18 protein-coding genes and 1 tRNA gene are annotated in these 20,206 nt (G+C 69.6%); 9 read left to right on the forward strand and 10 right to left on the reverse strand.

Going from position 1 to position 20,206, the window contains the following annotated elements; translation table 11 throughout:
* Nucleotide 1: 1 nt before the first annotated feature.
* Entirely contained in the window at nucleotides 2-841 is an 840-nt protein-coding gene (gene ku, locus O3S82_RS16040) for a non-homologous end joining protein Ku (RefSeq protein ID WP_269304162.1), read from the reverse strand.
* A 17-nt stretch (nucleotides 842-858) separates the two neighbouring features.
* A complete protein-coding gene (locus O3S82_RS16045; RefSeq protein ID WP_269304163.1) occupies nucleotides 859-1,581 on the reverse strand; it encodes a DapH/DapD/GlmU-related protein in 723 nt (240 codons plus the stop codon).
* Between the two features lie 95 nt (nucleotides 1,582-1,676).
* Here O3S82_RS16045 and O3S82_RS16050 point away from each other — a divergent pair, with 95 nt between their 5' ends.
* Nucleotides 1,677-2,318, forward strand: a complete 642-nt coding sequence (locus tag O3S82_RS16050; protein ID WP_407647440.1) for an amino acid-binding protein — start codon at nucleotides 1,677-1,679, stop codon at nucleotides 2,316-2,318.
* Between the two features lies 1 nt (nucleotide 2,319).
* On the opposite strand, the gene O3S82_RS16055 is transcribed toward O3S82_RS16050, so the two are convergent.
* Nucleotides 2,320-3,210 carry an SDR family oxidoreductase gene (locus O3S82_RS16055; RefSeq protein WP_269304165.1) on the reverse strand — a complete coding sequence of 297 codons (891 nt, stop codon included), beginning with the start codon at nucleotides 3,208-3,210 and terminating at the stop codon, nucleotides 2,320-2,322.
* Between the two features lie 173 nt (nucleotides 3,211-3,383).
* Between O3S82_RS16055 and O3S82_RS16060 the strand changes: the two genes are divergently transcribed.
* On the forward strand, nucleotides 3,384-4,925 hold the full coding sequence (locus tag O3S82_RS16060) for a Re/Si-specific NAD(P)(+) transhydrogenase subunit alpha (protein WP_218846854.1): 1,542 nt from the start codon (nucleotides 3,384-3,386) through the stop codon (nucleotides 4,923-4,925).
* A gap of 11 nt (nucleotides 4,926-4,936) precedes the next feature.
* Entirely contained in the window at nucleotides 4,937-6,343 is a 1,407-nt protein-coding gene (pntB, locus tag O3S82_RS16065; RefSeq protein ID WP_179427620.1) for a Re/Si-specific NAD(P)(+) transhydrogenase subunit beta, read from the forward strand.
* 100 nt (nucleotides 6,344-6,443) lie between these two features.
* On the opposite strand, the gene O3S82_RS16070 is transcribed toward pntB, so the two are convergent.
* The 3 genes from O3S82_RS16070 to upp are packed head-to-tail and all read right to left on the reverse strand — an operon-like array spanning nucleotide 6,444 to nucleotide 9,583.
* Entirely contained in the window at nucleotides 6,444-7,898 is a 1,455-nt protein-coding gene (locus O3S82_RS16070) for an MFS transporter (RefSeq protein ID WP_269304167.1), read from the reverse strand.
* A 45-nt stretch (nucleotides 7,899-7,943) separates the two neighbouring features.
* Nucleotides 7,944-8,942, reverse strand: a complete 999-nt coding sequence (locus O3S82_RS16075; RefSeq protein WP_269304169.1) for an adenosine deaminase — start codon at nucleotides 8,940-8,942, stop codon at nucleotides 7,944-7,946.
* Nucleotides 8,942-9,583 (reverse strand): uracil phosphoribosyltransferase, encoded by a 642-nt coding sequence (gene upp / locus O3S82_RS16080; protein WP_269304171.1) that lies wholly within the window; start codon nucleotides 9,581-9,583, stop codon nucleotides 8,942-8,944. The genes O3S82_RS16075 and upp overlap by 1 nt, the downstream gene beginning before the upstream one ends.
* A 46-nt stretch (nucleotides 9,584-9,629) precedes the next feature.
* On the opposite strand from upp, the gene O3S82_RS16085 reads away from it, so the two are divergent.
* The 4 genes from O3S82_RS16085 to O3S82_RS16100 all read left to right on the forward strand — a co-directional run bounded on the left by O3S82_RS16085 (nucleotide 9,630) and on the right by O3S82_RS16100 (nucleotide 12,310).
* On the forward strand, nucleotides 9,630-10,091 hold the full coding sequence (locus O3S82_RS16085; protein ID WP_269304173.1) for a tRNA adenosine deaminase-associated protein: 462 nt from the start codon (nucleotides 9,630-9,632) through the stop codon (nucleotides 10,089-10,091).
* A gap of 14 nt (nucleotides 10,092-10,105) precedes the next feature.
* On the forward strand, nucleotides 10,106-10,528 hold the full coding sequence (gene tadA, locus O3S82_RS16090) for a tRNA adenosine(34) deaminase TadA (protein WP_179428386.1): 423 nt from the start codon (nucleotides 10,106-10,108) through the stop codon (nucleotides 10,526-10,528).
* Between the two features lie 88 nt (nucleotides 10,529-10,616).
* Nucleotides 10,617-11,714, forward strand: a complete 1,098-nt coding sequence (locus tag O3S82_RS16095; protein ID WP_269307074.1) for an LLM class flavin-dependent oxidoreductase — start codon at nucleotides 10,617-10,619, stop codon at nucleotides 11,712-11,714.
* Nucleotides 11,711-12,310, forward strand: coding sequence for a CE1759 family FMN reductase (locus O3S82_RS16100; RefSeq protein WP_269304175.1), 600 nt, complete (start codon nucleotides 11,711-11,713; stop codon nucleotides 12,308-12,310). Before O3S82_RS16095 ends, O3S82_RS16100 begins: the two co-directional genes overlap by 4 nt.
* A gap of 115 nt (nucleotides 12,311-12,425) precedes the next feature.
* On the opposite strand, the gene O3S82_RS16105 is transcribed toward O3S82_RS16100, so the two are convergent.
* Nucleotides 12,426-13,481, reverse strand: coding sequence for a YdcF family protein (locus O3S82_RS16105; protein WP_269304177.1), 1,056 nt, complete (start codon nucleotides 13,479-13,481; stop codon nucleotides 12,426-12,428).
* 75 nt (nucleotides 13,482-13,556) lie between these two features.
* Here O3S82_RS16105 and O3S82_RS16110 point away from each other — a divergent pair.
* Nucleotides 13,557-13,643, forward strand: a tRNA-Ser gene (locus O3S82_RS16110).
* A gap of 648 nt (nucleotides 13,644-14,291) precedes the next feature.
* The gene (locus O3S82_RS16115; protein WP_269304179.1) at nucleotides 14,292-14,843 is read left to right on the forward strand and encodes a nuclear transport factor 2 family protein; all 552 of its coding nucleotides are present in this window, start codon (nucleotides 14,292-14,294) and stop codon (nucleotides 14,841-14,843) included.
* A gap of 43 nt (nucleotides 14,844-14,886) precedes the next feature.
* Here O3S82_RS16115 and O3S82_RS16120 read toward each other — a convergent pair whose 3' ends face one another.
* From O3S82_RS16120 to O3S82_RS16130, 3 genes are all read right to left on the reverse strand, one after another.
* A complete protein-coding gene (locus tag O3S82_RS16120; RefSeq protein ID WP_269304181.1) occupies nucleotides 14,887-15,675 on the reverse strand; it encodes an SDR family NAD(P)-dependent oxidoreductase in 789 nt (262 codons plus the stop codon).
* A 403-nt stretch (nucleotides 15,676-16,078) separates the two neighbouring features.
* The gene (locus O3S82_RS16125) at nucleotides 16,079-18,004 is read right to left on the reverse strand and encodes a hydantoinase B/oxoprolinase family protein (protein ID WP_269304183.1); all 1,926 of its coding nucleotides are present in this window, start codon (nucleotides 18,002-18,004) and stop codon (nucleotides 16,079-16,081) included.
* Entirely contained in the window at nucleotides 18,004-20,052 is a 2,049-nt protein-coding gene (locus O3S82_RS16130; RefSeq protein ID WP_269304185.1) for a hydantoinase/oxoprolinase family protein, read from the reverse strand. Before O3S82_RS16130 ends, O3S82_RS16125 begins: the two co-directional genes overlap by 1 nt.
* Nucleotides 20,053-20,206: the final 154 nt, after the last annotated feature.

The following is a 20,206-nucleotide window of genomic DNA, read 5'->3' on the forward strand; positions in this document are numbered from 1 at the left end:
CTCAGGCCGACGACTTCTTCTTCGCCGCCTTCTTCTTGGGCTTGTCGTCGGACTTCGCGTCGCCCTTGCGCGCCTCGACGCTGCGTCGCAGCGCCTCCATGAGGTCGACGACCTCGCCGCCCTCCTCCTCCTGCTCGCCGAAGGTGGCCTCGGTCTCGATGCCCTCGCCCGCCTTGCGCTTGGCCTCGATGAGGGTCTTGAGCTGCTCCTGGTAGTCGTCGGTGAACTGGCTGGCGTCGAAGTCGCCCGCGAGCGACTCGATCAGCTGGCCCGCCATCGCGAGCTCCTTGTCGGTGACCTTCGCGGTGTTCTCCAGCACGGGGAAGTCCGCGGTGCGGACCTCGTCGTCCCACAGCAGGGTCTGCAGCACGAGCACGCCGTCGCGCACGCGCAGGGCGCCCAGGCGGGTGCGCTGGCGCAGCGCGAACGTGACCACGGCGGTGCGCTCGGTGTCCTCGAGCGCGCGGCGCAGCAGCGTGTAGGGCTTGAGCGCCTTCTCCTCGGGCTCGAGGAAGTAGGGGTTGCCCAGGCGCAGGACGTCGATCTGGTCGTCGGGCACGAACTCGACGACGTCGATCTCATGGCTGCGCTCGGCGGGCAGCGACTTGAGGTCCTCGTCCGTGAGGACGATCGTCTTCTCGCCGTCGTCGTAGGCCTTGTCGATGTTCTTGTAGGGAACGACTTCCTTGCAGATCTCGCAGCGGCGCTCGTAGCGGATGCGCCCGCCGTCCTCGTCGTGGACCTGGTGCAGCGACACGTCGTGGCTCTCGGTGGCGGAGTACACCTTCACCGGCACATGGACCAGCCCGAAGCTGATCGCGCCCTTCCAGATGGCTCGCATCCAGCCAGTATCCGCCTTCAGCGCCTCCAGCGCGACCGCTTGGCGTCGGTGCGCTGCGGGCGCTCGACGGGCACGAACCCGGGCTCGTACGGCTCGAGGCCGGGCACCCGCTCCTCGAGCTGCGCGATCGCGCGCGGCAGGTCGTCGAAGGTCACGCCGGCCAGCTGGTTGGGCGAGAACCGCCACCAGGCCAGCTCGAGCAGTCGTTCGCGGGTGGCGGGGTCGACGCGGTCGCGGATCGGTCGGGCCGGGATGCCGCCGACGATCGAGTAGGGCGCCACGTCCTCGGTGACCACCGCGCCAGCGGCCACGACCGCGCCGTCGCCGATCGTGACGCCGCGCAGGACCACGACCTTCGCGCCGATCCACACGTCGTTCCCGACCACCGACGGCTCGCCGCGGAACGAGGGGCGCCCGTCGGCCTCGGGGTCGATGACCTCGGACTCCGACGCCGAGGGGTGCCAGCCCCACGTGGCCTTCTTGTACTGGAAGGAGTTGACGCCGAGCCACGTCAGCGGGTGGCCGGTGGCGCCGATCAGGATGTCGGGGGCGAACTCGCAGTAGCGGCCGATCGTGGCCCCCTGGGTCTCGACGCCGTGGGCCAGGCTCGTGAACGCGCCGACGTGCGTCGTGCCGCCGCGGACCAGCAGGTCGCCCAGCATCCGGATCGGCGGCTCGGCCACCAGCTGCGACGAGCCGACGAGTCGCAGGCCCTCGGTCCCGCGTGCGTGCTCCACCACGGCGCCAGCCTAGGGGCTGCGCCCGGACGCGACTCGCCAGCGCCGCGTTTACCTCCCTGCAATCGGGACGCGCGACAATGGCTGCCATGGCGTTTCTGTTGCGCGTGGAGCTCCCCGACGTGCCGGGCTCCCTCGGCGCCCTCGCGACGGCCCTCGGTGGCGCCGGCGCCGACATCGAGGCGATCGAGATCGTCGAGCACCGCTCCGACGGCATCGCGGTCGACGACGTGCTGCTCGAGCTGCCGCACACCGTCATGCCCGACGCCCTCATCACGGCCTGCCAGGCGCTCGAGGGCGTGCACGTCCACTGGATCAGCCGCTACACCGCCGGCGCCAACCTCAGCATGGACCTCGAGGCGGTCGAGGCCTTCACCGACGAGCCCGACCTCGCGATCGAGCGGCTCGTCGAGGTCATCCCCTCCACGTTCCGCACCGACTGGGCGATGGCGGTGGGCCCCGGCGAGGAGGGCGCGGCGTTCATGTTCGGCTCGTCGGCGGCCCCGCGCGTCGTGCCCGACTGCGACGGCTGGCTGAAGGTGGAGAGCGCCCGCGCGCTGCCCGAGGTGGCGGCCTGGGACTCCACCGTGCTGGCCGGCTCCCCCGGCACCACCCGCTCGGGCACCGAGTTCTTCGTCGCCGTCGGCCGCCACGGAGGTCCGGAGTTCCTGCCCTCCGAGATCGCGCGCCTCGGCCACATGGTCTCGCTCGCCGCCTCGGTGCAGACCGAGGGCGACTGACCTACTGCTGCGGCGTCACCGGCGTGTGCGCGTGGTGGAAGCGGCCGAGCGCCGTGACCTCCTGCTCCAGCGCCGGCACCGTGCGGCGGGTCAGCAGCCGCACGTAGGGCCACGTGGCCGGCGAGTTCACGAACGCCTTCGTCCAGTTCGCCAGCAGCACGGCCTGAGGGACGTAGACACGGCTCTTGCGCTTCGCCAGCCCCACGAGGATCCTCTCCGCGCAGGTCTCGACGTCGGTGGTGGTGTTCGCCGGGTACGGCAGCTTGCGACGGATCGCCTTGAAGGTGGGCAGGTCGGCCTCGGCGTTGCGGACGATGTCGGTGTCGATCCACGAGGGGTGGCAGATGCCCACCTTGATCCCGAGGTGCGCGACCTCCTGGCGCAGCGCGACGGCGAGCGCCTCGTTGCCGGCCTTGCTGGCGCTGTAGGAGCTGAGTCCGGCGATGTTGGAGAAGGCGGCCAGCGACGACACGACGAGCAGGTAGCCCTTCGAGGCCCGCAGGTGCGGGATCGCGTACTTGGCCGTGCGGAAGACGCCGTTGAGGTTGACGTCGATGACGCGCTCGAAGGCGTCGTCCTCGATCTGGCGGACGGTGCCGTAGGACGCGATGCCCGCGTTGGCCACCACGTGGTCGAGGCGTCCGAAGTACGCCGCGGCCTCGTCGATCGCGGTGCGCAGCTGGTCGCTGCTGCGGACGTCGGCCTGCCACCACGCGGCCGACTCGCCGAGCTCGGTGCTCAGCTCCTCCAGCAGGTCGGGCTCGAGGCCGACGAGGGCGACGCGACCGCCGTGGGCGACGTAGGCCCGGGCCACCGCGGCGCCGATGCCACGCGCGGCACCCGTGATGAGCGCGACCTTGCCGCGGAATTGCTGGGGCTTCAGAGACGACATGCCGGCCAAGATACCGGCGGTATGTGAAATGTGCCACTGGCGATGTCACATGCACCGATTGCCACGCCGGCCCTGTGTTACCTGTCCGTAACGTGACACACCTCATGCGCCGGGTCCGCAGACACCCGGCTATTGTCTGCGGGATGAGCACCCCCCTGCCCGATCTGGGCTCGATGCGGATCGGCGTCGTGAAGGAGTCCGCGCCCGGCGAGACTCGCGTCGCCGCGACTCCGGCGACGGTGAAGCAGCTGATCGATCTCGGCTATCTGGTGACGGTGGAGAGCGGGGCCGGAGCGGCCTCGAGCTTCAGCGACGACGCCTACGCGGCGGCCGGGGCCACGATCAGCGACAAGCCCGACGCGTGGGCCAGCGACGTGATCTTCAAGGTCAACGCGCCGACCGAGATCGAGATCGCCCTGATGCTGGACGGCGCGACGCTGATCAGCATGATCAGCCCCGGCCTGAACCCCGACCTGGTGGAGAAGCTGGCATCGCGACCGATCACGGTGCTGGCGATGGACGCGGTGCCGCGCATCTCGCGCGCCCAGTCCATGGACGTGCTCTCCTCCATGGCCAACATCGCCGGCTACCGCGCCGTCGTCGAGGCCGCCCACGAGTTCGGCCGGTTCTTCACCGGCCAGGTCACCGCCGCGGGCAAGGTGCCGCCGGCCAAGGTCCTGGTCGCCGGCGCCGGAGTCGCGGGCCTGGCGGCCATCGGCGCCGCGTCGAGCCTCGGTGCGATCGTGCGTGCCACCGACCCGCGTCCGGAGGTCGCCGACCAGGTCAAGTCGATCGGTGGCGAGTACCTCGAGGTCGTCGTGCCCGAGGAGGCCAAGGAGGTCTCCTCCGACGGCTACGCCAAGGCCACCAGCGAGGCGTACGACAAGCGCGCCGCGGAGATCTACTCGGAGCAGGCCGCCGACGTCGACATCATCGTCACCACCGCCCTGATCCCGGGACGCGCCGCGCCTCGCCTCATCACCGCCGCCGACGTGGCCTCGATGAAGCCCGGCAGCGTGATCGTGGACATGGCCGCCGCGCAGGGCGGCAACGTCGAGGGCTCGGTCGCCGGCCAGAAGGTCGTCACCGCCAACGGCGTCACGATCCTGGGCTACACCGACCTCGCGGGCCGCCTGCCCACCCAGGCCTCGCAGCTGTACGGCACCAACCTGGTGAACCTCATCAAGCTGCTGACACCGGGCAAGGACGGCCAGATCGTCCTCGACTTCGACGACGTCGTCCAGCGCGGCGTCACCGTCGTGCGCGACGGCGAGAAGACCTGGCCGCCGCCGCCGGTGCAGGTCTCGGCCGCGCCGGCCCCGGCCGCCGCGCCGAAGGAGCCCGCCCCGGCCCCCGAGCCGAAGAAGCCGGTCAACCCCGGTGTCAAGATCGGCGCGCTCGCCGCGGGCGTCCTGATCTTCCTGTGGGTCCTGGCCACCGCGCCGGGTCAGCTGCCGCAGCACTTCACCGTGCTCGCGCTGTCGATCGTGATCGGCTACTACGTGATCGGCCACGTGCACCACGCGCTGCACACGCCGCTCATGAGCGTCACCAACGCGATCAGCGGCATCATCGTGGTCGGCGCCATGATCCAGATCGGTGCCGACGACAACGTCATCCGGGCGCTGGCGTTCGTGGCCGTCCTCTTCGCCAGCATCAACGTCTTCGGCGGCTTCGCCGTGACCCGTCGCATGCTCAGCATGTTCTCGAAGTGAAGGGCTGACCTGTGACTGCCTCCTCCCTCGCCAACGCTGCGTACCTCGTCGCCGCCCTGCTGTTCATCCTCAGCCTCGCGGGGCTGAGCAAGCACGAGACCGCCCGCCGGGGCGTCGTCTTCGGCATCTCCGGCATGACGATCGCGCTCGCCGCGACGTTCGTCCTCGTGGTCGACAACGAGCCCGGCATCGGTCTGGCCCTGCTGATCGTCGCCATGGCGATCGGCGCCGCGATCGGCCTGTGGCGCGCCAAGATCGTCGAGATGACCGGCATGCCCGAGCTCATCGCGCTGCTGCACTCGTTCGTCGGCCTCGCGGCCGTCCTGGTCGGCTGGAACGGCTACCTGGGCTACCGCGACCTCCCGCACGACCTGCCCGGCGACGCCGGGACGCTGCTCGACATCCACAACGCCGAGGTCTTCATCGGCGTGTTCATCGGCGCGGTCACCCTGACCGGCTCGATCGTGGCCTACCTCAAGCTGAGCGCCAAGATGAAGTCCGCCCCGCTCGTGCTGCCGGGCAAGAACTGGATCAACCTCGGCGCGCTCGCGCTGTTCGTGATCCTGACCATCTGGTTCGTCGTCGACCCCGCGCTGTGGCTGCTGATCCTGGTCACGCTGGTCGCGCTCGGCCTCGGCTGGCACCTGGTCGCCTCGATCGGCGGCGGCGACATGCCCGTCGTGGTCTCGATGCTCAACAGCTACTCGGGCTGGGCCGCGGCCGCCTCGGGCTTCCTGCTGAACAACGACCTGCTGATCATCACCGGCGCGCTCGTGGGCTCCTCCGGTGCCTACCTGTCCTACATCATGTGCAAGGCGATGAACCGCTCGTTCATCTCCGTCATCGCCGGCGGCTTCGGCATCGAGGCCGGCCCCGGCGACGACACCGACTACGGCGACCACCGCGAGATCAACGCCGAGGCCGCCGCCGAGCTGCTCTCGTCCGCCAAGAGCGTCGTCATCACGCCCGGTTACGGCATGGCCGTCGCGCAGGCGCAGTACCCGGTCGCCGACCTCACCGCGCGCCTGCGCGAGAAGGGCGTCGACGTCCGCTTCGGCATCCACCCCGTCGCCGGTCGGCTGCCCGGTCACATGAACGTGCTCCTGGCCGAGGCCAAGGTCCCCTACGACATCGTCCTCGAGATGGACGAGATCAACGACGACCTCAAGGACACCGACGTCGTGCTCGTCATCGGCGCCAACGACACGGTCAACCCGGCCGCCGCCGAGGACCCGTCCAGCCCCATCGCCGGCATGCCCGTCCTGCACGTGTGGGAGGCCAAGAACGTCATCGTGTTCAAGCGCTCGATGGCCGCCGGCTACGCGGGCGTGCAGAACCCGCTGTTCTTCCGCGAGAACAGCCAGATGCTGTTCGGCGACGCCAAGGACCGCGTCGAGGACATCATCAAGGCTCTCTGAGTCCCGGCCCCGCCCCCGGCGGGCCAGATGTGTAGCGCTCCCCACCGTTTCTCGGCCCTCGCGGGCTGAGAAGGGTGGGGAGCGCTCCACATGTCGGAGGTCAGTCGGGCGCGGCCTCGCGCCGGCCAGCCTGCACGTGCGAGCCCACCGCGACCGCCAGCGCGAGGCCGAGCACCACGACCGAGACGAGCAGCGAGACCCGCAGCGCCGTGTCGCCGTCGTGCGCCGATGCGGTCAGCCCGTAGACGGTCATCAGCGCCGCGGTGCCGAGTGCCGACCCGATCCGCTGGCCGGTCTGCAGGGCTCCGCCGGCGGCTCCTCCCACGCTCGGCGGCACGTCCTGGAGCGTGAGCGTCTGGTTGGGCGCGACGACGCCACCGCCGCCGAGCCCGGCGAACAGCAGCAGCGGCGCGAAGGTCCACCACAGGGCCTGGTCGGTCTGCCCGGGCGTCATCCACGCCATCGCGCTGAAGCCGACCATGATCACGACGAGCGCGCCGATCGTCACCAGGCGCCCGGCGCGACTGACCAGTCGGCCCGCCGGGGTCGAGGTGATCGCGGCGCCGACCGCGAACGGGGTCAGCAGCAGGCCGCTCTGCAGGGCGCTCAGGTCGCGCACCTCCTGCAGCCACACCGACGACGTCAGGAACACGCCCGTGAAGCCCGCGAAGTACAGGGTGCCGATCACGATGCCGCTGCCGTAGGTGGGCAGCTCGGAGAGCATCCCGACGTCGAGCAGCGGCTGCCGGTCGCGGGCCCGCACGGAGCGCTCCCAGCGCACGAACGCCACCGCCAGCGGCAGCACCGCCAGCACGAGAAGCAGCGGCAGCCGCTCGCCGGACTCGGCCGCGATGAGCGGGTACAGCAGGCACACCACGGTCAGGCCGAGGATGAGCGCGCCCACGACGTCGATGTGCTCGCGGTCGGCGTCACCGCGCGGCACCGGCACGAGGCGGCGGATCGCGACGAGTGCCACGAGGCCGATGGGCACGTTGACGAGGAAGATCAGCCGCCAGCCCAGGTCGGTGCCGGCCAGCGCGATGATGCCGCCGCCGAGGACCGGCCCGATGCCGGATGCGACCGCGACCGTCAGGCCGAAGTAGCCGAAGGCGCGACCGCGCTCCGGCCCGGTGAACAGCTCCTGGATCAGTCCCGCGTTCTGCGGCGTGAGCAGGCCCGCGGCGGCGCCCTGGGCCAGCCGCGCCGCGATCATCCAGCCCGCACCAGGCGCCAGTCCGACGGCGGCGCTGGCGACGATGAACGCGATGAGACCGATCGTCATGATCCGGCGCCGGCCGTACGCGTCGCCGAGGTGCCCGCCGGCCACCAGCACGAGGCCGAAGGTCAGCGCGTAGCCCGAGACGACCCACTGCACGGTTCCGGCCGAGGCGTCGAGGCCCTCGCGGATCGACGGCACCGCGACGTTCACGACGGTGACGTCGAGCAGGGTCATGAACCCGACGACGAGGGTCACCGCGAGGATGCGCCAGCGCCGTGGATCGGGCTCGTCGACGGCGATGGGATCGGCTCCCCCGTGCGTCGTTCCGTCTGCCACCAGACCACTGTGCCGGTGGGCGCGCCACCTGTCCTGTCGAGCGGGTCAGCCCGCGGCGGAGATCTCCTCACGCAGGTGCGCCTTCATCGAGTCGGACGCGAAGCTGGCGTCGACGGCGGCGATGGCGAGCGCGCGCAGGCCCTCCTCGTCGAGGCCCAGCAGGTCGGCCGCCACGGCGTACTCCTCGTTCAGCGTGGTGCCGAACATCGGCGGGTCGTCGGAGTTGATCGTCACCGTGACGCCGGCCTCGACGAGGACGGGCAGCGGGTGCTCGGCCAGAGACGGCACCGAGCGGGTGCGGACGTTCGACGTGGGGCACACCTCGAGGGCGACCCCCTCGGCGACGAGCCGCTCCATCAGCGCGGGGTCCTGCGCGGCGGCGATGCCGTGGCCGATGCGCTCGGCGCCGAGGTGGTCGAGGCTGTCGCGGATCGACTCGGGCCCCGTGGACTCGCCCGCGTGCGGCACGCTGTGCAGGCCGGCGGCCTTCGCGCGCTCGAAGTGCGGGGCGAACTGCGGGCGCGGCACGCCGATCTCGGGGCCGCCGAGGCCGAAGCCGACGAGCGAGCCGGGGCCGAGCCGCAGCGCGGTGTCGAGGGTGACGTCGGCGGCGGGGATGCCGGACTCGCCGGGAATGTCGAAGATCCACTGCAGGGCCACGCCGAAGTCGCGCTCGGCGGCCTGACGCGCGTCCTCGATGGCCTCGACGTACGCCTCGGCGGGAATGCCGCGCACGATCGACGTGTAGGGCGTCATCGTCAGCTCGGCGTAGCGGACGTTCTGCGCGGCGAGGTCGCGCCCGACCTCGTGCGTCAGCGTCCAGATGTCCTCGGGCGTGCGCAGCAGGTCGACCACCGACAGGTAGACCTCGATGAAGTGCGCGAAGTCGGTGAAGGTGAAGTACTCGGCCAGCGCCTCCGGATCGGCAGGCACGGGCGAGTCGGTGTGGCGCGAGGCGAGCTCGGCCACCGTCTCGGGCGAGGCCGAACCGACGTGGTGGACGTGCAGCTCGGCCTTCGGCAGCGCCGCGATGAACTCGTGCATCAGTCCACGACGCCGTAGAGGCGGTCGCCGGCGTCGCCCAGGCCCGGCACGATGTAGCCGTTCTCGTCGAGGCGCTCGTCGAGGCCGGCGGAGAACAGGTTCAGCGGCGCGTCGATGTGCGCGGTGTCGCGCTCGAGCCGCTCGATGCCCTCGGGCGCCGACAGGAGCGTGATCGCGGTGATCTCGCGTGCGCCGCGCTTCACGAGGAAGTCGATCGCCATCGCGAGGGTGCCGCCGGTGGCCAGCATCGGGTCGAGCACGTAGCACTGACGGCCGTCGAGACGGTCGGGCAGGCGCTCGGCGTAGGTCTCGGCCTCGAAGGTGGTCTCGTTGCGGATCATGCCGAGGAAGCCGACCTCGGCCGTGGGCAGCAGCCGCTGCATGCCCTCGAGCATGCCCAGTCCGGCGCGCAGGATCGGCACGACGAGCGGGCCGGGGCTGGTGAGCCGGACACCCTCGGTGGTGGTGAGGGGGGTCGTCACCTCGACGGGCTCGACGCTGACCTCGCGCGTGGCCTCGTACGCCAGGAGGGTCACGAGTTCCTCGGTGAGCCGCCGGAAGGTGGGCGAGTCGGTCCTCGCGTCGCGCAGCACGGAGAGCTTGTGGGAGATCAGGGGATGGTCGGCGACGTGAACACGCATGCCTCGAGGGTAGCGGCCGGTGACGGGCGTCTGTCACCATCGCAGAGTGGCCGAGGACGACGTCGACTTCGTGATCGCGGCGTACCGCGACGAGGGTGCGTGGACCGTCGTCGAGCTCCCGCCCCGACTGGGCGAGGACTTCGACGGGCTGACGGCCGCGCTCGCGCGATTCCCCTCCGAGGTGGGGGTGATCGGCCTGGCCTCGGTCAACGACGACTTCTTCGTGATCGTGCGCCGCAGCGGCGAGCACGTGCGGGCCCTGCTGTCCGACGCGACGGCGGTCTGGGACTGGCCGATCGCGGCCGACCTGGCCGAGCTCGTGAACGCGCCCGACGGCGACGAGGAGCCGACGCCCGTGGGCGACCTCGACATCGTGAGCGACCTCGGCCTGGCGTCGGTCGAGCTGAGCCTGCTGTGCGACGACGACGACCTGTTCCCCGACGAGGCGCTGGCCGACCTCGCCGAGAAGCTCGGGTTCGGCGACCAGTTCGAGGCGATCGTCGGGTGACCTGGGACCCGTACATGCGGCGGGCGCTCGAGCTGGCGCGCGAGGCCGCGGCCGAGGGTGATGTGCCCGTGGGCGCCGTGGTGGTGCACGAGGGCGAGATCGTCGGCGAGGGCCGCAACACCCGCGAGCGCGACGCCGACCCCACCGGTCATGCCGAGATCGTCGCGCTGCGTGCGGCGGCCGCCGCCCTCGGGCGCTGGCGGCTCGACGGCTGCACGCTCGTCGTCACGCTCGAGCCGTGCACGATGTGCGCGGGCGCGGTGGTGTCGTCGCGGGTCGACCGGCTCGTGTTCGGCGCCTGGGACGAGAAGGCCGGCGCGGTCGGCTCGCTGTGGGACGTCGTGCGCGACCGTCGCCTCAACCATCGGCCCGAGGTCCTCGCCGACGTGCTGCCCGACGACTCCTCCGTCCTGCTGCGCTCCTTCTTCGGGCGCTGACGATCCCCTCCGGGAATAGTCCGCGGCCTCCTGCGTTCTATTAGTTGAATCTTTAACTATCTTCTGGGAGACTGAGGACATGAGCAGCATGCAGATCGGCATCTTCACCGTCGGCGACGTCACCACCGACCCCACGAACGGCACGACCCCGACCGAGCACGAGCGCATCAAGGCCACGGTCGAGATCGCCAAGAAGGCCGAGGAGGTCGGGCTGGACGTCTTCGCCACCGGCGAGCACCACAACCCGCCGTTCGTGCCCTCCAGCCCCACGACGACGCTGGCCTACATCGGCGCGCAGACCGAGAAGATCATCCTGTCGACCTCGACGACGCTCATCACGACCAACGACCCGGTCAAGATCGCCGAGGACTACGCGACGCTGCAGCACCTCGTCGACGGCCGCATGGACCTCATGCTGGGCCGCGGCAACACCGCCCCGGTCTACCCGTGGTTCGGCAAGGACATCAGCAAGGCCGTCGAGCTCACGATCGAGAACTACCAGCTGCTCCAGAAGCTCTGGAGCGAGCCGGTCGTCAACTGGGAGGGCAAGTTCCGCACCCCGCTGCAGGGCTACACCTCGACGCCCGCGCCGCTCGACGGCGTCGCGCCGTTCGTGTGGCACGGCTCGATCCGCACGCCCGAGGTGGCCGAGCTGGCCGCGTTCTACGGCGACGGCTACTTCGCCAACAACATCTTCTGGCCGAAGGAGCACTACATCCGGCTGATCAACTTCTACCGGCAGCGCTACGCCCACTACGGGCACGGCACGCCGGAGCAGGCGATCGTCGGCCTCGGCGGTCAGTTCTTCATGCGCAAGAACAGCCAGGACGCGGTCAACGAGTTCCGCCCCTACTTCGACAACGCCCCCGTCTACGGACACGGGCCGAGCATGGAGGACTTCACCGAGCAGACGCCGCTCACCGTCGGCAGTCCGCAGCAGGTCCTGGAGCGCACGCTCGCGTTCGCGGACTACTTCGGCGACTACCAGCGCCAGCTGTTCCTTGTCGACCACGCGGGCCTGCCGCTGAAGACGGTGCTCGAGCAGCTCGACCTGCTCGGCGAGATCCTGCCCACCATGCGCGCCGAGTTCGACGCGCGCCGCCCGGCCGACGTGCCGGACGCCCCCACCCACGCCGCCCGTGTCGCCGCCCGCGACGCGGCCCTCTCCGAGGAAGTGACCGCATGACCCGCATCGTCGCCCTGTCCGCCGGTGTCGGCGAGCCGTCGACCACGCGCATGCTGGCCGACCGGCTGGCCGCCGCCTCCGGCTCCGCCCTCGGCGGCGCCAGCATCGAGGTCGTCAACCTGCGCGACTTCGCGCACGAGATCACCGACGCCGCGCTCACCGGCTTCGCGGCCCCGCGCCTGCAGCACGTGTACGACCAGGTCGGCGAGGCCGACGCGCTGATCGTCGTCGTGCCGACGTTCAAGGCCTCCTACCCGGGCCTGTTCAAGTCGTTCGTCGACGCGCTCGACAACGACGCGCTGATCGGCAAGGTCGTGCTGCTCGCCGCGACGGGCGGCACGACCCGCCACTCGCTGGTGATCGACTTCGCACTGCGGCCGCTGTTCGCGTACCTGCAGGCCGTGGTCGTGCCGACGGGCGTGTTCGCCAGTCCGCACGACTGGGGCTCGGCCGGCGAGGGCACGCTGCAGTCGCGCATCGAGCGCGCGGCTGGCGAGCTCGCCAGCCTGCTCGCCGGCGCCGGCTCGGGCCGCTCGAAGGACGACGAGATCGACCTCTTCAGCGAGACGATGCTCTCGATCAGCCAGCCCGGCTGACCTCCGGACGCTCCACCGCCCGCCCCCTGCCCACTTCTGGAACGGGATGCACCCTTCCGTCGCCGGAAAGCGTGCAAAACGTTCCAAAAGTGGCGACGGGGCGGGCGGCGGCGTCTCAGGCCCAGGAGGCGACGGCGCGCACGAGGAGCAGCGCCAGCGGGACGCAGGAGATCACGAGCAGGACGGCGTTGAGGCGGCGGTGCTCCCACAGGATCGCGGCGTACTCGCGCAGGATCGCGCTCGGCCAGAAGTAGCGCGCCGTGCGGGCGCCGAGACCGTGGCCCTCGAGCCCCATCCGGTGCAGCAGCAGTGCCGCCCGCAGCACGTGGAAGTCGTTCGTGACGACCGCGAAGCGCCCCGACTCCACACCGTGCTCGGCGGCGACGCGGGCGCTGAACCGCAGGTTCTCCTCGGTCGAGGTGGAGGCGTCCTCGAGCCACAGCAGGTCGCGGTCGACCCCCTGCTCGGCGAGGTGGTTCGCCATCGCGACCGCCTCGGGCACGACCTCGTCCGGTCCCTGCCCGCCCGAGCAGATCAGGTGCGTGTCCTTGCCGCGCGACCGCGACCGCTCGAGCGCCTGCCGACCGCGGGCGAGCCGCGAGGCCAGCAGCGGCGTCACCCGCTCGCCGCTCAGGCCCGCGCCGAGGACGATGACCGCGTCGACCGGCCTGGCCCAGCGGTCGGCGGCCCAGCCGTACAGCAGCCCGTAGCCCACGAACGCCACGAAGACGAACGCCAGGTAGCCCAGCAGCACGCCGACCGCGACGATCCAGAGGAACAGCTCGCGGGCGACCTCGGTGTGGTTCAGGTCGATCCACCACAGGACCACGATCAGCGCGCAGTAGCCCAGCACGCCGAGCCCGAACACGAGCGAGAGCAGGTTGGCGGGGCGCCGGCCCTCTCGTCGGATCATGAGGATCCCGTTCGCGACGCTCGCCAGACCGAGGACCACGACGGCCGCGAAGGCGACGCCGAGGCCGATCAGCAGCGCCCAGGCGAGCCGCAGCGGGTCGTCGGACCCGGCGAGCACGAATGCGAGGCGACCGAGCAGACCCACGGCCCCGAGGCCGATCGCGAGGGTGAGGTAGACGCCGATGCGGAGCCGTCGCGGGTCCTGCCACGCGGTCAGTCCAGCCGCGAGCGCCAGCAGCGCGACGAGTGCCCACCCCACGCCTGAACCCTAGGCCCCGCGCCCCTGACGGCCCCGATTGGGCCGCGACGGGGTGACTGACGTAGACTCCTCGGCGGTGGCGTGTCCGAGCGGCCTAAGGAGCACGCCTCGAAAGCGTGTGTGGGTTCACGCCCACCGTGGGTTCAAATCCCACCGCCACCGCCGTTTCGAAGCCCCCGTCCAAGTTGAATCCCAGCTTGGAGCGGGGGCTTCGTTGCGTCCGTTGGCGCGAAACGGGCATGCCGATGTGTCCACATCTACGTTCCGATGCCGCAGTTCGCGAAGTTGGCGCGGGATTGAATATGGTGTCTGCCGTGCGATGGCTCCGCTGAGTCTCAGGTGGATCGAAACGCAGCGATCAGTCAGCTTCGGCAACCGCATCAGCGCGCAGGTCACGGTCGGCGCCGGCCATCCGAGGTCTGGGGTGGAGCAAACCTGCGAGCAGGCCGATCTTCGATCTAGCCGAGGGCCGCACGCGTCTCCGTGTCGACTTCCGGGGTGAGCCAACTCGCCCCGAACAGACAGCTTCTCCAACTGTCGATCCGAGCGGTTCCGACGGGGGCCAACCAGAGGACCAACGTCACACGCGGCGGTGAGGATGGGGCGCGGGGCGCGCTGAACAACAGCGAGGCTTGGGCTACATCGAGGTGCCCTGATCGCCGTGAAGCCTGCCGGCAGGGTTGACCTCCGCCTGTCAAGGCCGACGGCGTGGGTCGGAGTGCCAAAGACGCTCCCAGGCACGCTCGACGCGGCATCCCGCCGATCGGCCCGATTTCGGCTTACTATGACACTAAATCAACGCTGGGAGAGATGATGACTGAACCATCCACGTCGCGCGACTCGATCCATTGCGACGAGCTTGCGCCCGAACTCGACATCATCATCTCCCGCGTCCTCGGCACGTACTGCCGCGGTGTTGATCGCCGCGACTGGGATCTCGTCCGCGCGGCGTTTCATTCCGATGCGATCGACGACCATGGCGTATTCGTCGGCTCGGTGGATCAGATGATCGAGTGGATGCAGGACCGGCACCAGGGCATCAGCAGCTCTCTGCATGTCCTTGGTCAGTCCTACCGGCGACTGATCTCCCCCGATACGGTCGTCGCCGAGAGCTACTGCGTCGCCTACCAGACGCACGGCAGTGCCGGCCTCGGGTCCGAACCCGTCCAGGTCCAGGTGCGCTGTCGCTATCTCGACCGGATCGTGTGTCGCGACGGCCATTGGCGAATCGCGCGACGGACGGTCGTCTTCGAGTCGCAGATGCAGGAGACGGGTATCCCCATCCCCGACGGTACGGGCGGGTCCCGTGACTTGACGGACCCCTCCTACAGCCTCCTCGCGACCGGTACCGTCGAACGCTAGAGCGGGGGGCCGACCGCTGGTCGGCCGCCCGCCACCGCGGTACTCACATGTCGGGCTTGGCCGATCGCCTCGAGACCTCGTTGATCACCCCTTGGAAGGCGCCACCGGCCGAGAAGCCGCCATCGACCGCGATCTCGGCGCCGTTGACGTACGAGGAGGCGTCGCTGCACAGGAAGGCCACGGTGGCCGCGACCTCATCGGCCCGCCCGGTGCGCTTTGACGGAACCGTCGCAGCGAACGAGGCGCGAACGGTCGCGTTGACGTCCTCGATCATGGGCGTCTCGATGATGCCGGGATGGACTGAATTGGTGCGGACGCCCGAAGGACCCAACTCGAGCGCGGCCACCTTCGTCAGCCCACGCACACCCCACTTGCTGGCCGAATAGGCAGCCGAGGAATAGGCCACCAAACCGGCGATCGAAGAGATGTTCACGATCGATCCGCGGCCGCGTTCGCACATGCCAGGGCCCACGCTGCGGATGCCGAGCATGCATCCCGTCAGGTTGATCGCCAGGACCTGGTCCCAGGTGCTCCTTTCGGTCGCCAGGATGCCTACCCTCTGGCTGACACCCGCATTGTTGACAAGGGCGTCCGCACCGCCAAGCTCGGTCGCCAGAGCCGTGACGCGGTCCCAGTCGGCTTCGCTGGTCACGTCGAGCGACGCGGCGATCGCGCGTCCTCCAGCCTGCTTGATCTCATCAGTGAGCGCTCGGGTTTCCTCGGGCAGCACGTCGCCGACGATCACCGTCCCTCCCTCCGACGCGAGGAGTCGAGCCGTCGCCGCTCCCATGCCCCGGGCCCCGCCCGTGACGATGATGGTCCTGTCATCCATGACACCCATGGTGTCTCCGTCCTGTCGTGATCTCGTGTCGTGGTGTGGCCGCTGTCCACGGGCAACCGTGAGGGCGACGGGGCTCGCTAGCCGTTTCGCGAGGCCGGCCAGTCCGAGGTCGCCGAGGCCCACGGTGGCCAGTGGTCGTCGGGCGTCGGCACCGTCGTCTCCAGGTGTGTGAAGCACTCCTGACACTTCACGACCATGCGAGGGCCGATGAAGTTCGCGACGGGATAGCGAGCCACGTCGCGCGACCCGCACATGGGACACGTCCGGTCCGTGGCGACCCTCTCAACACTTACGGTCGCCTCGTGGGGTGGCCCGAAGAGCAAGCGATCTACTCCCATGGGATTCCTTTCTCGATGTGGGGGTCCGGGCAGCGTGCCCGGAGCGCGGGTTCAGGTCAGAGGATCCAATCGACGGGTGAGGCGGACGGGACGCTCCATCGGCCTGCGTCACGCTCACCCGCCAGGTGGCGACGCAGCGCCGCGGTCTCGTCGAAGCGAAGCACCCCGTCCTCCAGGACCACGCCGAAGGCTCTTCGGGCGTATTCCGGCGAGTACAGTCCATCCCTGACGTCCTTGCCTACGGCGATGAGCTCTCGTTCCAAGGGGTCGCCCCACCCGCCGCCGCCACCGATCAGGACACGCACGGCGTCGCCGGCCCGGACCACCAGGCCGGCGATCTTGCCCGTGCTGTGCGTCGCTCCGCCGTACACCGAACCGTGATCGGCGTCCGGCACTCCGTGCTGGTCGAAGGCGCCATAGAGTGGCTCAAGTCCCGTGAGCAGTCGCGGATCCATGTGGGTGTCCCAGTCGAACTGCGGGATGTACCAGGCGTACGACGACATCCCCCGACCTCCGCCAAGGACACCGTCAGCGCCGTGGCGCACCCGGTCAGACGTGATGGTGAGGATGGTGTCGGAGAGGGCTACGAGGGTGTAGATGCCGCCGAATCCACCTCGGTGTCGACCTGCACCAGCGGAGTCGGGCATGACCTCCATCTGCCCGATCACGGTCGGTGACTCGGCTTCCGCGTGCTCGTGCACCGAGGTCCGGCAGTTGCCGATCGGTGCGATGCAGTACGACAGGCCGTCGCCTTTCCAGGTGCCGCCCCAGCCGCCGCCCGGTCCCGCGAAGGAACCCCACTGCTGGCCCTCGCGTCCGGGGCGCATGTCGATGCCGCCCATGACGATCGTCGCGCAGGTGCCGGAGTCGGCGGCGATGGATCTGGAGACCAGCGCGCCTGAAATCGCCTTGACGACCATGTTGATCGATCGCGAGCCGACGTCCATGTGGTTGGAGCAGCTCGACGGGGGCAGGACGCACACCGCGCTGCCTGGCGGCAGGATGGTCTCGATCGGCCGCAGAGTGCCGCTGTTGACTGGCGGCTCCGGGTCCACCAGCATCTTTACGGCCTCGATGCATCGCGTGGCCTCCACCCATGCCGTGCCCACATTGCCGCGCGGCTGGCGGCCGGTGCCGGAGAAGTCGATCTCCATGGAGTCACCGCGAACCTTGACGGTGACCACCATCGGTAGTGGCTCGACCACCACGCCGTCGTCGTCGAGGAAGTCCTCGATCCGGTAGTCACCATCGGGAATCTCGCGGATACCGGCCCGCATGCTTGCCTCGGTCACGTCGATGGCATGCTGGGCGGCCGCGAAGACCGTGTCGGTGCCATAGCGTCCGAGGAGGTCGCGGAAGCGTCCCTCCCCCACGACCAGGCAGCCATAGAGCGCGCGGATGTCGCCCAAGAGCATGGACGGCACGCGCGTGTTCTCCAACAGGTAGTTGAACGCGGGTCGGACGGGCACGTCGTCGGCGTACAGCAGAGTCGGCGGGAACTTCAGCTGCTCCTCGAAAGCAGTCTCCACTCCGTTCGAGAAGCCACCCGGAATCGGCCCGCCGAGGTCGACGACGTGGGACGTGGAGTGCAGTACCGCTCTTACCTCTCCGTCGACGTGGATCGGCCGAAGGAGGTTGATGTCGGACTGGTGGATCGCGCCACGCCAGGGATCGTTGACGAAGATGACGTCTCCCGGCCGAGTCCGCTCGAGGTCCCACTCGTCCATCGTGAAGTTGGCGATGTGCTGCGACGTGAAGGCGTGCTGCATGCAGCCCTCGAAGCAGGCGACCATCTCCCAGCCGTTCTCGGTCTTGAGATGGAGCGCCGTCGTGCAGTCCAAGATGTCCCGTACCACAGGCGAGAAGGCGCTTCGCATCAGTGACAAGTTCATCTCGCGGGCGATCTCGATCAGGCCGTAGCGGATGGTGTCGTAGAGACCGGCGGACGTGGCGTCCGGCGTCTCCTCGGGCGCGGTGGTCATCAGAGTCCTCCCTTGTCGTCGCGGCTGACGATCAGACAGCCGTCCTCCCGTACACGCGCCGACCACCCGGGTCGGACGAATGTCGTGGCGTAGCGCTCCACGACCAGTGCCGGGCCGACGATCCGCTCCTCGAGCGTGAGGAGTTCGCGGCGGTGGACCTCGGCGCCCATCGGACCATGACCCACCGCGGTGACGGTGGCGCTGCGGACGAAGGACGACCGGCCCGGGCTCGGGAGCGTCCGGCGTGTCGCGTCGACGCTGCGACGGATCACGCCCGTGACCTCGAGACTCGTGCACGTGATGGGGAGCTCGCGCGCCGAGAACCCGTAGGTGCGCTGGTAGAAGCTGTGGAACTCCTCGACCGCCGCGGCGACCGTGTCGGCGGTGACGGGCCCGTCGTCCAGGCGCTGGCGGTTGTCCCATGTCTGCCCGACGTACATCCCGAAGTAGGCACGCTCGAAGTCAAGGTCGGTCACGTCGAGGCCCTCGGCGATCAGGTCGTTCCGGATGCTCTCCTCCATCGCCGCGAACGACCGTTCCAGATCGGGGGCCGCATCAGCGGACAGGACGGTCATGGGAGCCGTCGCCGTCGTCACGCGAAGGTCGCTGCCGAGCAGGCCGAGGGCCGAGAACTGGCCGGGATTGTAAGGGACGACGATCGTGTCGACCCCGAGAATCTCGGCGACCTGGTTGGCCAGCATCGGTCCGGCGGCACCGAAGGGGAGGAGGGCAAAGTCACGCAGATCCATGCCACGGTAGACCGAGACCGACCGGATCTTCGCGGCCATGTCCTCGCAGGCGACCGCGTAGGCGGACAGCGCCAGTCGGTTCGAGTCCAGTCCGAGGTCCTCGCCCACGGAAGCGAGCGCCTTATGGGCAAGGCCGACGTCGAGGCTCATGGCGCCGCCGGCGAACAGGTCCGGTTGCAGGATGCCCAGGGCGACGCACGCATCGGTCAGGGTGGGTTCGGAACCTCCGCGCCCGTAGCACGCCGGACCTGGGACGGAGCCGGCCGACGCCGGTCCGACCCGCAGGGCACCCAGCGCGTCCACCGAGATGATGCTGCCCGCGCCGGACCCCACACTGCCCACGTCGACGAGAGGCATCGTCAACGTCAGACCTTGCTCGACAGTCCAGAGGTCGGTCAACGGCGTCGTCGCTCCGACGATGCTCGCGACATCGGTACTGGTGCCCCCGACGTCCATCGTGAGCAGGTTCTCCGGACCTGCAGTCTGCGCCAGACGGACGGAACCCGCCACACCGCCCACCGGCCCAGAGACGAGCTGGAAGACCGGGGCAGTCGCCGCGTGCTCGATCGTGGACACGCCGCCGTTCATCGTCATGATCCACAACAGCCCATCGAAGCCCGCGGTGCCGAGCAGCCCCCGGAGTCTGTGCAAGTAGTGCGTGACGGCGGGCCCGACGTAGGCGTCGAGGGCGACCGTCGTGGTGCGCTCGTGCTCCTTGGTCACCGAGTACAGCGACGATGTCTGCACGTAGGCGTCAGGAAGCACCTCTCGCACGATGGCGGCCGCGCGTTGCTCGTGGTCAGCGTTGCTGTAGGCGTTGACGAAACAGATGCCCACGCTCTCGACGCCGCCCTTCTTGAGCTCGATGGCCGCTTCGCGCACGGCACCCTCATCGAGCGGGCGCACCACCTCGCCTTCGGCTGACATCCGCTCCGGCACGCCGACGCGGCGCTCACGCGAGACGATGGGACGTTCCTGGTGCGGCCGCAGCCACGTCGGGTCATAGAACGCGGGGCCGAACTCCCGATTCATGCGACCGATGTCGAGTAGGTCGCGGTGACCGTCGGTGGCGAGCAGTGCTGTCGTGGCGCCCGCGCGGCTCAGTACGGCGTTGATGCCCACCGTGTGGCCATGCACCAGCTCTCCGACCTCGACCGGATCGATCTCCACCTGTCGAATGGCCTCGAGAACGCCGATCTCCTGCTCGGAAGTCGTGAGGACCTTACCGTCCCGGATCTCCCCGCTGATCGCGTGGAGAGCCACGATGTCGGTGAACGTGCCTCCGACGTCGACGCCCACGACCCATGGTCTTTCTGTTGTCGAGTTCCCCACGAGCCATCCTCTCGTCGCGTGCCGCTCACGCCGCTCGTGCGACGTGCGTCACATGCCGATCCTGAGGGACTGACGAATTTATGTCAATAGTTCGCATGATCTGGCGGAGTTGCTCCGCGAT

The organism is Aeromicrobium sp. HA, assembly GCF_027171405.1.
Lineage (GTDB): Bacteria > Actinomycetota > Actinomycetes > Propionibacteriales > Nocardioidaceae > Aeromicrobium > Aeromicrobium tamlense.

What these genes read in the sequence shown, in the direction of transcription:
- ku (WP_269304162.1), bottom strand. Translation starts at nt 841, where the DNA reads ATGCGAGCCATCTGGAAGGGCGCGATCAGCTTCGGGCTGGTCCATGTG.
- O3S82_RS16055 (WP_269304165.1), bottom strand. Translation starts at nt 3,210, where the DNA reads ATGTCGTCTCTGAAGCCCCAGCAATTCCGCGGCAAGGTCGCGCTCATC.
- O3S82_RS16060 (WP_218846854.1), top strand. Translation starts at nt 3,384, where the DNA reads ATGCGGATCGGCGTCGTGAAGGAGTCCGCGCCCGGCGAGACTCGCGTC.
- O3S82_RS16075 (WP_269304169.1), bottom strand. Translation starts at nt 8,942, where the DNA reads ATGCACGAGTTCATCGCGGCGCTGCCGAAGGCCGAGCTGCACGTCCAC.
- upp (WP_269304171.1), bottom strand. Translation starts at nt 9,583, where the DNA reads ATGCGTGTTCACGTCGCCGACCATCCCCTGATCTCCCACAAGCTCTCC.
- tadA (WP_179428386.1), top strand. Translation starts at nt 10,106, where the DNA reads ATGCGGCGGGCGCTCGAGCTGGCGCGCGAGGCCGCGGCCGAGGGTGAT.
- O3S82_RS16095 (WP_269307074.1), top strand. Translation starts at nt 10,617, where the DNA reads ATGCAGATCGGCATCTTCACCGTCGGCGACGTCACCACCGACCCCACG.
- O3S82_RS16100 (WP_269304175.1), top strand. Translation starts at nt 11,711, where the DNA reads ATGACCCGCATCGTCGCCCTGTCCGCCGGTGTCGGCGAGCCGTCGACC.
- O3S82_RS16115 (WP_269304179.1), top strand. Translation starts at nt 14,292, where the DNA reads ATGATGACTGAACCATCCACGTCGCGCGACTCGATCCATTGCGACGAG.
- O3S82_RS16120 (WP_269304181.1), bottom strand. Translation starts at nt 15,675, where the DNA reads ATGGATGACAGGACCATCATCGTCACGGGCGGGGCCCGGGGCATGGGA.
- O3S82_RS16125 (WP_269304183.1), bottom strand. Translation starts at nt 18,004, where the DNA reads ATGACCACCGCGCCCGAGGAGACGCCGGACGCCACGTCCGCCGGTCTC.